11 protein-coding genes are annotated in these 11893 nt (G+C 62.4%); 1 reads left to right on the plus strand and 10 read right to left on the minus strand.

The window, feature by feature from the left end; genetic code table 11:
• Window positions 1-55: 55 nt before the first annotated feature.
• From hfq to ndk, 9 genes are all read right to left on the minus strand, one after another.
• Window positions 56-292 carry an RNA chaperone Hfq gene (hfq, locus tag ACQKRQ_RS17520; RefSeq protein ID WP_006051315.1) on the minus strand — a complete coding sequence of 79 codons (237 nt, stop codon included), beginning with the start codon at window positions 290-292 and terminating at the stop codon, window positions 56-58.
• A gap of 153 nt (window positions 293-445) precedes the next feature.
• Window positions 446-1783, minus strand: a complete 1338-nt coding sequence (gene der, locus ACQKRQ_RS17525) for a ribosome biogenesis GTPase Der (protein ID WP_408251283.1) — start codon at window positions 1781-1783, stop codon at window positions 446-448.
• A 458-nt stretch (window positions 1784-2241) separates the two neighbouring features.
• A complete protein-coding gene (gene bamB, locus ACQKRQ_RS17530) occupies window positions 2242-3387 on the minus strand; it encodes an outer membrane protein assembly factor BamB (protein WP_132373861.1) in 1146 nt (381 codons plus the stop codon).
• Window positions 3388-3473: 86 nt separating this feature from the next.
• Window positions 3474-4103 (minus strand): YfgM family protein, encoded by a 630-nt coding sequence (locus ACQKRQ_RS17535; protein WP_408175882.1) that lies wholly within the window; start codon window positions 4101-4103, stop codon window positions 3474-3476.
• A 78-nt stretch (window positions 4104-4181) separates the two neighbouring features.
• A complete protein-coding gene (gene hisS, locus ACQKRQ_RS17540) occupies window positions 4182-5522 on the minus strand; it encodes a histidine--tRNA ligase (protein ID WP_427478453.1) in 1341 nt (446 codons plus the stop codon).
• A gap of 20 nt (window positions 5523-5542) precedes the next feature.
• A complete protein-coding gene (gene ispG, locus ACQKRQ_RS17545) occupies window positions 5543-6859 on the minus strand; it encodes a flavodoxin-dependent (E)-4-hydroxy-3-methylbut-2-enyl-diphosphate synthase (RefSeq protein ID WP_427478455.1) in 1317 nt (438 codons plus the stop codon).
• An 86-nt stretch (window positions 6860-6945) separates the two neighbouring features.
• A complete protein-coding gene (locus ACQKRQ_RS17550; RefSeq protein ID WP_132373857.1) occupies window positions 6946-8037 on the minus strand; it encodes a helix-turn-helix domain-containing protein in 1092 nt (363 codons plus the stop codon).
• Window positions 8038-8254: 217 nt separating this feature from the next.
• On the minus strand, window positions 8255-9406 hold the full coding sequence (rlmN, locus tag ACQKRQ_RS17555; protein WP_427478457.1) for a 23S rRNA (adenine(2503)-C(2))-methyltransferase RlmN: 1152 nt from the start codon (window positions 9404-9406) through the stop codon (window positions 8255-8257).
• Window positions 9407-9567: 161 nt separating this feature from the next.
• Complete coding sequence (ndk, locus tag ACQKRQ_RS17560; protein WP_012433533.1) at window positions 9568-9993, minus strand: nucleoside-diphosphate kinase; 426 nt, start codon at window positions 9991-9993, stop codon at window positions 9568-9570.
• A 297-nt stretch (window positions 9994-10290) separates the two neighbouring features.
• On the opposite strand from ndk, the gene ACQKRQ_RS17565 reads away from it, so the two are divergent.
• Complete coding sequence (locus ACQKRQ_RS17565) at window positions 10291-10989, plus strand: Bax inhibitor-1/YccA family protein (RefSeq protein WP_106279488.1); 699 nt, start codon at window positions 10291-10293, stop codon at window positions 10987-10989.
• 128 nt (window positions 10990-11117) lie between these two features.
• Here ACQKRQ_RS17565 and ACQKRQ_RS17570 read toward each other — a convergent pair whose 3' ends face one another.
• Window positions 11118-11891 carry an MBL fold metallo-hydrolase gene (locus ACQKRQ_RS17570; RefSeq protein WP_427478459.1) on the minus strand — a complete coding sequence of 258 codons (774 nt, stop codon included), beginning with the start codon at window positions 11889-11891 and terminating at the stop codon, window positions 11118-11120.
• Window positions 11892-11893: the final 2 nt, after the last annotated feature.

Raw genomic sequence — 11893 nt, forward strand, 5'->3', positions numbered from 1 at the left:
TGAGGCGGCCGGGAGTAATCGCCAACGGGCGACGTTACGCCGGCCGCGACGGGGGTTAGGACTGTTCAGAATCCGGGTGGAAATTCACCGGACGGGCTGGCACGACTGTCGAGATTGCGTGCTTGTAGACCATCTGGGTGACCGTATTCCGGAGCAACACGACGTACTGGTCGAACGATTCAATGTTCCCTTGAAGCTTGATGCCGTTGACCAGGTAGATCGACACCGGCACATGCTCTTTACGCAGTGCGTTCAAAAACGGGTCTTGTAACAATTGCCCTTTGTTGCTCATAGCAAACTCCGTATTTTTTTGCAGGTTGACTTAATTGACGAGGAAGAAAAAGAGATCCACCGTCAACCGCTACACTATAGCCGATTTTCATTTTTGCGCGAGAGCCCTGGCCAGGCGGCCAAAGCCAGCACACACGCGGGTTTCAGCCTGGATCTAGCCTTTGTCCGCGTAAGGGTTCGTCGACGATCTGAACTCTATGCGCAATGGAGTCCCAGTCAGCTTGAAAGTTTCCCGGAAGCGGTTTTCCAGGTAGCGTTTGTATGTTTCGGTGATCGCGTCGAGCGCGTTGCCGTGAATCACGATGATCGGCGGATTCTGACCGCCCTGGTGCGCGTAACGCAGTTTCGGGCGCACCGGACCACGTCGGCGCGGCTGCTGGAATTCCACGGCATCGATCAATGCGCGCGTGAGCTTCGGCGTCGGCAGCTTGGCCATGGCGGCTGCGTAGGCGTCGTCGACGGAGCGCATCAACGGGCCGATCCCTGTTTTTTCCGCGGCGGAAATGAAATGGAATTTGGCGAAGTCGAGAAATTTTAGTTTGCGCTCGAGGTCCGCCTTGGTGCGCTCGCGCACATGCGGATCGAGACCGTCCCATTTGTTCACGCCCACCACCAGCGCGCGGCCCTGTTCCACCACAAAGCCGGCAATGTGCGCGTCCTGCTCCGAAATGTCCTGGCGCGCGTCGAGCAGCAGGATCACGACGTTGGCGTCGGAGATCGACTGCAGCGTCTTCACCACCGAGAATTTCTCGATCGCTTCGAACACTTTGCCGCGGCGGCGCAGACCGGCCGTGTCGATCAGCGTGTACGGCTTGCCACCGCGTTCGAAATCGACGTAGATCGAATCGCGCGTGGTGCCCGGCATGTCGAACGCGATCACGCGCTCTTCGCCCACCAGCGCGTTGATCAAAGTCGACTTGCCGACATTCGGACGGCCGACGATCGCGATCTTCACGCCGCGCGCCGCTTTCTCGTCGTCGTTTTCTTCAGGCTGACCGGCGTAGGCGACTTCGAGCGCCTCGTTGATCATTTCGGTGACACCGTCGCCGTGCGCCGCGGAAATCGCGCGCGGGTCGCCCAAGCCGAGTTCGTAGAAGTCGGCGGCGACGGTGGTGTACTTCATGCCCTCCGCCTTGTTGACGACGAGGAAAATCGGCCGGCCGACCTTGCGCAGATAGTCGGCGATCGATTTGTCCTGTGGCGCGAGTCCATTGCGGCCGTCGACGATGAACACGACGATGTCCGATTCCTCGACCGCCTGGCGGGTTTGACGCGCCATTTCGTGCAGGATGCCGTCTTTCGCGACCGGTTCGAAACCGCCGGTGTCGACGACCAGATACGGCCGCTCGCCGGTGCGCCCTTCGCCGTAATGGCGATCGCGCGTGAGACCGGGCAGGTCGGCAACCAGCGCGTCACGCGAGCGCGTGAGCCGGTTGAACAGCGTGGATTTCCCCACATTGGGGCGCCCAACAAGGGCAATAACGGGTTTCATCAGATGTTGTTCACGGTGAAACGCGGGATCGAAATCGACCGCCCGCGTAGCGACGCCATGCGGCCGCTACACGGCAGCGTTTGACGAAAATTATCACGAATTCGGCCAGCCCCGGATGTGCTGTCAATATGCGCACCCGGGCGGACGGGGGTTTGGCTGTATGGGCGGCGCCATGGGGCCGCCAGGTTCAGTCTTTACTGCTCGACGGCTCGCACGCCTGTTCGAATACGATTCTTTGCGGTACGTGCGAGGATGCCGCCGAAGGTGGTGCCGCAAGCAACCACCGATGGCCACGTGGGCCCGTGCGCCATGTCTGATCCGACTTGCCGGACCAGCCAGTCCGGCGAATTCTTCTGCTCACTCTGCCCTGCAACTACAACTCAAAACGGAAAACCCGACAAAAACGCGCGCGGCCGGCGAAGCCGGCCTGCACGCCAGACGGCGATTGCCTCGCGCGATCAGCGCGGGCGGTAGCCGTACAGATCGCCGTCGTGCGTCAGTACCACCAGCGTTTCGCCGGCGAGCACCGGCGCCGCGGTAATCGGGCTGCCGTCGGTCTTCACGCGCGCGACGAGCGTACCGTCGTCGCGGGACAGGAAGTGCACGTAACCCTGATAGTCGCCCAGTACCGCGGCGTGACCCAGAATGAACGGCACGCTCAGGTCGCGGTTCTTCAGCTTGTCGTTCTTCCACAGCGGCGCGCCGCTGCTGACGTCGAACGCCGATACCACCGACCAGTCGTCCGCCGCGACCACGGCGCTGTCATCCTGCGCCAGACCGCTCGTGCTGGAGAACGCCTTTTCCCACACGGCGCGGCCCGAGTTCGCGTCGAAACAGCCAATCTGGCCCTGGAACGTCACAGCGCAGGTTTCCGAGCCGACCAGCGTGGGCGGACCGGTCACGTCGTTGATACGCTCCACTTCCGTCACGCCCTTCGGATAGGACACCGGCGTTTGCCAGTAGTTGTCGCCCGTTTGCAGGTTGATCGCCGCGAACGCACCGCCCGGGAAACCGGCCAGCACCGCCGCGTCGCCCGCGAACGTCATGCCCGACGACACGCGCAGATTGAGCGGCACCGCGCGATTGCGGTAGTTCCACTTCTGCTCGCCGGTTTGCGCGTTGAACGCGACGATCTGACCGTCGACCGTACGCACCACCACGAGGCCGTTGCCGACGAGCGGCGGCGAAATGATCTCGCCCGGCGCCTTGGCGGTCCACAGTTGCTTGCCGTCCGCGCCGAGCACGTAGACGTCGCCCTTCAGGCCGCCGACCGCCGTGAGCGTGCCGTCGCTGCCGACACCTGCCGAGAGGTCGTCGCGCAGCTTGACGCGCCAAACGTCCTGACCGGTCTGCGCGTCGATCTTCGCAACCGAACCGTTTGCGCCAGCCGCGTACACCGCATTGCCGACCGCAACCGGCGAGAACAGGTAACGCCCTGCCTTACCGACGCTCGCCTTCCAGGCCTGCTGCACGTCGAGCACGGGTTTGAACTCGGTGAGCGGCGTCGGCACGCGGCGCTCGTCTTTCGTGGATGAGCAAGCCGCCATGGTGAGCACGGTCATCGCACAGGCAACGGGCACAGCGTAACGTTTCAGCAGATTCATCGGTGGACGAAGCATTCAGGAAATTAATTAAAGGAGACCGGTTGGTCGTCGCATGCGGCGCTGATTGTGGCGCTCATATGCGGCGATCAGCCGCCCAGCGCGTCCAGCTTGAACTGAATCAACTGGCGTGCCGAACTATCGTTTTTCGACAGGGAGTCGAGGGCCAGCTTGTAGGCCGCGCGCGCATCGTCGCGCTTGCCTTGAGCGGCGAGCAGATCGCCGCGGCCGTTCGCCACGATGCCTTTGAACGCGTCGGACTGCGGTTCGGCGAGCAGCGCGAGGCCCTGGTCGTAAGCCTTGTCGTCGAGCAGCAGCGAAGCGAGGCGCAGCTTGGCGATCTGCTTGAACTCGTCATCTTTCGCGTGATCGATGGTCCATTGCAGTTGCGCCTTCGCGGCAGCTTCGTCGCCGGCGGCGTACAGCGCCTTGGCGGCGCCCAGCGCGGTCATCTGCGCATAGGCGGTGCGGCTGAACTTGTCTTCCATGTCGGTGGCGACGCGCGTAATCTTCGCCTTGTCGCCCGATGCCACGGCTTGCTGCACCTGGTCATACAGCACGGCGGCTTCCGCCGCCTCGCGCCGCTGCCAGAAATTCCAGCCGTTCCAGCCGGCCGCGGCCACCAGCGCCACCAGCACGATCCATGTGGTTGCATTGCCCCACTGCGCCCACCATGCCTTCAGACCTTCAATCGATTCTTGTTCGTCGTGGTAACTCATTGCCCGGCGATTTCCTCTTTTTTGCTGCGTGTGCGTGTCGAACCCGATTGGGAACCAACCGGCTCGACGACATCGCGATCAGTCGTCGCCAACTTCGGCGGTTGCAACCATCGCATTGATTAGAAATTCGGTCAAGTCTTCGGCCGGCACGTTTTGTTGCTCGTTTTTACCGCCGTTAGCATTTGTATCGCGCAGCGGTTTCACGCCGACCGTGCCGTTGGCGATCTCGTCTTCACCGAGCACCACGGCGAAAGCCGCGCCGCTTGCGTCCGCACGTTTCATCTGCGACTTGAAGCTCGCCGATTGACCGTCGGCACTGCAATGCAGGATCACGTCGAGGCCGGTGTCGCGCAGACGCTCGGCGATGATGAAGGCCTGCTCGCGCGCCGCGTCGCCCTGATGGACCACGTACACGTCGCAACCTTCGTCTTCCGGCACGAGTTGCTCTTCCTTCAGCAATTCGAGAATCCGCTCGACGCCCATGGCCCAGCCGCATGCCGCCGTGGGCTTGCCGCCGAGTTGCTCGATCAGCGGATCGTAACGGCCGCCGGCCGCGACGGTGCCCTGCGCGCCGAGCTTGTCGGTCACCCATTCGAACACGGTCAGATTGTAATAATCGAGACCGCGCACGAGACGCGGATTGATCGTGAACGGAATGTTGTTTGCCTTCAGAATGCGCTGCAAACCTTCGAAGTGCGCGCGCGATTCTTCGCCGAGAAAATCGATCAGCTTAGGCGCGTTTTGCGCGACTTCCTGCATGGCCGGATTCTTCGTATCGAGCACACGCAGCGGGTTCGTGTAGAGACGACGCTTCGCTTCTTCGTCGAGCACGTCCATGTGCTTTTCGAGGTACGCGATCAAATCGACGCGGTGCGCCGCGCGTTCTTCCGCGAGACCCAGCGAGTTGATTTCGAGCTTGATGCCCATCAGGCCGAGATCGTCCCACAGACGCTGGCACATCATGATGATTTCAGCGTCGGCGTCCGGACCGGCAAAGCCGAGCGCTTCCACGCCGACCTGATGAAACTGGCGATAGCGGCCGCGCTGCGGACGCTCATGGCGGAACATCGGGCCGATGTACCACAGGCGCTTCGGGCCGTCGTACAGCATGTTGTGTTCGATCGCCGCGCGCACCACCGCTGCCGTATTTTCCGGGCGCATGGTCAGATTTTCACCGTTCAGCGCGTCGGTAAAGCTGTACATCTCTTTCTCGACGATGTCGGTCACTTCACCGATACCGCGCTTGAACAGCTGCGTATGCTCGATGATCGGCGTACGAATATTCTGGTATCCGTACGAACGCAGCATCGACTTGACGGTCGTTTCGAAAAATTCCCACAGCCCGGCTTCCTGCGGAAGGATGTCGTTCATGCCCTTCACGCCGGAGAGCTTTTCGAGCTTTTTCTTCTGTTCAGTCATCTGTCTTCGATAGCCGATATTTAGTTGAGCGCTTCGGCGCGGCCATAGCGGCGCTCGACGTAGTCACTCACGATTTGCTGGAATTCTTGCGCGATGTTTTCGCCACGCAGCGTCTTCACCTTTTCGCCGTCGATGAACACCGGCGCGGCCGGGTTCTCGCCCGAACCCGGCAGGCTGATACCGATATTCGCCTGCTTCGATTCGCCCGGACCGTTGACGATGCAACCCATCACCGCGACGTGCATCTTCTCGACGCCAGGATATTGATCGCGCCACACCGGCATCTGCGTGCGCAGATAAGTCTGGATTTGCGACGCCAGTTCCTGGAACAGCGTGCTGGTGGTACGGCCGCAACCCGGACACGCGATCACCATCGGCGTGAACGAGCGCAGACCCATGGTCTGCAGGATTTCCTGGCCGACGATTACTTCGCCGGTGCGCGAGGCGCCCGGTTCCGGCGTGAGCGAGATGCGAATCGTGTCGCCGATGCCTCGCTGCAGCAACACGGACAACGCCGCCGTCGATGCCACGATGCCCTTCGAGCCCATGCCCGCCTCGGTCAAGCCGAGATGCAGCGCGAAGTCGCAACGGCGCGCAAGTTCACGGTACACGGCGATCAGATCCTGGACGCCGCTGACCTTGCACGACAGGATGATCTGATTGCGCGACAGACCGAGTTCGACCGCCCGCTCCGCCGAGCCGATCGCCGACTGAATGAGCGCTTCGTACATCACGCTTTGCGCTTCCCACGGCGTGGAACGCGCGGCGTTCTCGTCCATCATCTTCGCGAGCAGGTCCTGATCGAGACTGCCCCAGTTGACGCCGATACGCACTGGCTTGTCGTACTTCACCGCGGCTTCGATCATCTGCGCGAACTGCGTGTCGCGCTTCGCGCCGTGGCCCACGTTGCCCGGATTGATCCGGTACTTGGACAGCGACTCCGCGCACGCGGGGTAATCGCGCAACAGCAGATGGCCGTTGTAATGGAAGTCGCCGACCAGCGGCACCGACACACCCATGCGATCGAGCTGCTCGCGCACGGCCGGCACGGCCGCAGCCGCTTCCGGCGTGTTCACCGTGATACGCACCAGTTCCGAGCCGGCTTGCGCCAGTTCCTTGATCTGGATCGCGGTGCCGATGGCGTCCGCGGTATCCGTGTTGGTCATCGACTGGATGCGCACGGGTGCGTCGCCACCGATGGTGACGAGCTGGCCGCCCCAACGGACGTCGACCGCGTGCGACTTGCGCCGCGCGGCCTGGCCGCCGAACACCGGCTCGTTGGAAACGATCTTGCTACTGGATTGGGATTGAGCTTCGGATTGCATCGAAAAACCCATTTACGCCGCATGCGCCACACAAAAGACGTAGCGCCTGAATTGAAAAAGCGCCGCGGACCGGTTGGCCGCGGCGCATACCGTATCTGTCAAGGCAGCGCGAAGCGCGCCACGTTGCCTTTGGCCGCCGCATATTTTGCGGGATCGACCGGCTGGCCATCGAGCGTCAGCGAGTCGAGACCGGCCCTGTTGCCGACCGTGACCTTGAACGGCGCTTCGCCCGTTACTTCCTTGGTGTCGCCCGCGTGCACGAGGCCGGAAAACACTTCCTTGCCATCTTTGCCACGCACGCTGAACCAGCTGTCCTGTTTTACGCTCAACGCTACGATCGACTGACCTGCAGCCGGCGCCACCGTTGCCGCCGACGCCCCCGCGACCACCGCCGGCGTACTCGCGCCCAGCGTTGCGGCAGCCTTAGGCGCGGCCGCCATTGCCGTGACTGCCGGCGCCGACGAAGGCGCCGCGCCGGTGGCGAGCGGCGCGGGCATCGGCGTAGCCGACGCTGCGTTGTCTGCTGCTGCCTGCGCGTCCGGCGCCGACGCAGCCTCTTCCGCGGTGGCTTCCGAACCTGCCGATTGACCCTGCGCCACCGCGCCCGATGCGCCGGTCGCGCCGCCAGCGGCACTGCTCGCGCTCGCTTTCAATCGTGCAAGCCACGCCGACGAATCGCCGCCATTGGTATGCCACATGCCGAGCGCAATCACGGCGACGATCACCGCCGCCACGCCCCACAACCATGAGCGGCTCTTCTGCCCACTGCCGCCCAGCGAGAGCGATACCTTGCCGCGCGGCAAATCCCTACCCGACGATGCCGGCATCGACAGATCCGGCGCCGGCACACCCTTTTCGCGACGCAATGCCGCCGTGAACGGCGTGGGATCCGCGCCGAGCATCTTCGCGTAGCTGCGCACCACGCCCAACGCGAAGGTCGTGTCCGGCAAGTGGCTGATGTCGCCCGATTCGAGCGCGCGCAGCTTGATGGCGGACACCTTCAGACGCGCTGACACGTCGTCGATCGTCCAACCTTTCGATTCACGCAATTGGGTCAAGCGCGCGCCAGCCGCCGCCAACGAGTCCATGCCCGGCTGCACAACAGGCTGCACCGCCGCCCGTGCGACTGGCGCCGGATGGCCTTCGTTCGTGTCTGTGTCCTGCGGCTGCGGGTGCTGCGGCTCACTCATCCCAAATCCTTTCGCGTCGATTCTTTTTCACTTGTGCAACCCGGACGGGCTCAAGCCTCACGTCCGAATCGCAGACCGTTTATAACAAAATGTGCGGCCTTGTGCGCCGCTTCCGATCGCTTCTGCAAACTTTCTTTTCAATCGACACCGGCACAGCAGGTTGTTGCACGTTCGCGGAGCTTTCTCCGAACGCCGGCGCCCTGCCATCCCCGCACGATTACACGGCGCGAACCTCGATGATCTTCGCTGCCTTCCCGGTGCGCTCAGCGAGCCGTGTGCGGTCTTTCACCGCGCCGGCCAACTGACCGCAGGCAGCGTCGATATCATCGCCGCGTGTCTTACGCACCGTGGTGACGACGCCCGCGTCCATCAACACTTGTGCAAACCGTTTGATCTGTTCCGGCTTCGAGCGGATGAGGCCCGATTCGGGGAACGGATTGAACGGAATCAGGTTGAATTTGCACGGCACGTCGCGCGTGAGCGCGAGCAATTCGCGCGCTTGCGCTTCGCTGTCGTTCACGCCGTCGAGCATGCAATATTCAAACGTAATGAAGTCGCGCGGCGCGACCTTCAGATAGCGCTGGCAAGCCGCCATCAGTTCGCGCAGCGGGTACTTCTTGTTCAGCGGCACCAGCATGTCGCGCAGCGGATCGCTGGGCGCATGCAAGGAGACCGCGAGCGCCACCGGCAGATCGGCGCCGAGCCGATCCATCATGGGCACGACGCCCGAGGTGGACAGCGTGACACGGCGGCGCGACAGGCCATAGGCGTTGTCGTCGAGCATCAGGCGCATGGCCGGCACGACCGCGTCGTAATTGAGCAGCGGCTCGCCCATGCCCATCATCACGACGTTCGTGACGACCCGCTCGCCCTTGCCGTCGCCACCCGTGGCGCGGCCGCCGTCCACGCCGCGCGATGCGCGCAGCGCGAACTCAGCCATGCGCAGCTGGCCGATGATTTCGCCGGTGGTGAGATTGCGGGAAAAACCCTGTTTGCCGGTCGAACAGAAACGGCAGTTGACCGCGCACCCGGCCTGCGACGACACGCACAACGTGCCGCGCGTTTCTTCGGGAATGTAGACGGTTTCAACCGCGTTGCTGTTGCCGACGTCGATCAGCCACTTGCGTGTGCCGTCGGTCGAAATATGGTCGCTGACGATGCCCGGCATCGAGATCGCGGCGCGCCCCTTGAGCTTTTCGCGCAAGGACTTCGCGAGATCGGTCATGCCGTCGAAGTCGGCAGCGTTGTATTGGTGAATCCAGCGCTGCAATTGCTTGGCGCGAAACGGCTTCTCGCCCAGGCTGTCGCAGTAGGCGACCAGCCCTTGGGCGTCGAGGTCGAGAAGGTTGACGGTGGGACTGCTCGTCATATCGAATCCTGCCATTTCAGTGCGAGACTACGTTCATGCAACAAGCTGCATGAACGCAATGCCGTTCGCGCCCATTCCTGCTGCTTTTACCTTACTACTTTGCCGGGCGATTCGTGCGATAAATCCAGTCGGCTGCACGAATCGCGCGAGGCAAGTCCTGCTTAACGCGAGTAGACGTTCACTTGCGGGAAGAAGAACGCGATTTCGACGGCAGCCGTTTCAGCCGCGTCGGAACCGTGCACTGCGTTCGCGTCGATGCTGTCAGCGAAGTCGGCGCGGATCGTGCCCTTTTCCGCCTTCTTCGGGTCCGTTGCACCCATCAGGTCACGGTGCTTCAGGATGGCGTTTTCGCCTTCGAGCGCTTGCACGACGACCGGGCCCGAGATCATGAAATCGACCAGGTCCTTGAAGAACGGACGTGCTGCGTGCACGGCGTAGAACTTCTCCGCGTCGGCGCGCGACAGGTGAACCATGCGCGAAGCCACGATCTTCAGACCAGCGTTTTCGAAACGGCTGTAGATCTGGCCGATCACGTTCTTGGCCACTGCGTCCGGCTTGATAATCGACAGGGTGCGTTCGATCGCCATAAAAAACTCCAAAAAATTAAGAGGTTACAGATTCAAATGAATCCGCTATTGTAGCATGTTCCCGTGTATGATTGCGATTGAACCCTTACAACATTGAAAGACTCCAAGCAGGAGTTTCCGAATACTGGTAGCGTAGGCGGTGTCGGTATTTTCCGGGCATTGAAACTCCCTGCCCGCGCGCCAATCTTAGGGATGAGAGCGCCGCGGCCGGCGACAAACATTCCCACCGGCGCAGCCCGACTCGCCACAACCCGCTTCACAACCATACGCATCACGCTTCTGAGGTAAGGAGAGACCATGAACGAACATCCGTATAGCTTTGGCCGCAATGGCGCGGTCAGCACGGTCGAAACGCGTAACCGCGTGCTACGGAACACCTACTGGCTGCTCGCGCTGTCCATGATTCCGACAGTGCTTGGCGCGTGGGTGGGCCTCACCACCGGTTTCTCGCTGTTCGCGGCCACGAGTCCGGCCATGAGCATGCTGGCGTTCTTCGCGATCGCCTTCGGCTTCATGTTCGCCATCCAGAAGACCAAAGACAGCGCGGCCGGCGTGTTCGTGCTGCTCGGCTTCACGTTCTTCATGGGCCTGATGCTGTCGCGCATCCTGAGCTTCGTGCTCGGTTTTTCGAACGGCCCGTCGCTGATCATGCTCGCCTTCGGTGGCACTGGTGTGATCTTCGCGTCGATGGCAACCATCGCCACGGTCAGCAAGCGTGACTTCTCGGGCCTCGGCAAGTGGCTATTCATGGGCGTGATCGTGCTGCTGCTCGCATCGGTCGCGAACGTGTTCCTGCATTTGCCGGCGCTCATGTTGACGGTGTCGGTCATGGCCATCGTGATCTTCTCGGCCTACATGCTGTTCGACGTTCAGCGCGTCGTGAACGGCGGTGAGACGAATTACATCACCGCCACGCTCGCGATCTACCTGGACCTGTACAACGTGTTCGTCAACCTGCTGGCGCTGCTCGGTATCTTCGGCGGCAACCGCAACTAAGCTTGCTTCGGGGCGCGGCGTTCGAAACGTCTCGTCCGGAAAGAAAAAGCCCATAACGAGCGATCGTTATGGGCTTTTTTCATGCGCCGCGGCGTCAGAAGCGCCGGAAATCGAGCATCAGACGCGGATCACACGCTCAGCCACGCAAACCCCTCATCCTGCGACGCCACCACCACTTCCGTCGGCGCCGCGCCCAGCACACCGGCCATGGCGGCTTGCGCCAGCTCTGGCAAATTGTTCTGCTGGCTCAGATGCGCGGCAACCAGATGGCGCAACCGCGATCGATCAAGCGAGGCCAGAATTTCGGCCGCCGCGTCGTTGTTCAGATGCCCATGATTGCCGCCGATGCGCGCCTTCAGCGACTGCGGATAGCGGCTGCCCGCCAGCATCCGCAAGTCGTGATTGCATTCGAGCACCAGCGCGTCGCAGCCGCTCAGCACCGAGCTGATATGCGGCGTGGACGTGCCGACATCCGTCAGCACGCCGAGCCGGCTCGCGCCGTTCGAGAGCACGTATTGCAGCGGCTCGCGGGCGTCGTGTGGAACGGTGTAAGGGAGAATGCTGAGATCGCCGATCGCCACCGCTTCGTCGCCCCACAGCACCTGCAGGTCGACATCGGCTTCGTCGGCGCCCACCGCGCGGGCGGTGCCCCAGCTCATGTACAACGGAATCGACCACTTGCGCGCCAGCGTCAGCGCGCTGCCAATGTGGTCGCTATGTTCATGCGTGATCAGAATCGCGTCGAGACCTTCGACGCTCGCGCCGAGCCGCGTCAGACGCCGCTCGACTTCCTTGGCCGAAAAACCGCAGTCGAGCAGTACACGCGTGGTGGTCGCGCCGCTTTGCGCTTCCACCAGCAAGGCATTGCCTTCACTGCCGCTACCGAGACTCGCGAACCTCACGG

Source organism: Paraburkholderia sp. NPDC080076, assembly GCF_050281145.1.
Taxonomy (GTDB): domain Bacteria; phylum Pseudomonadota; class Gammaproteobacteria; order Burkholderiales; family Burkholderiaceae; genus Paraburkholderia.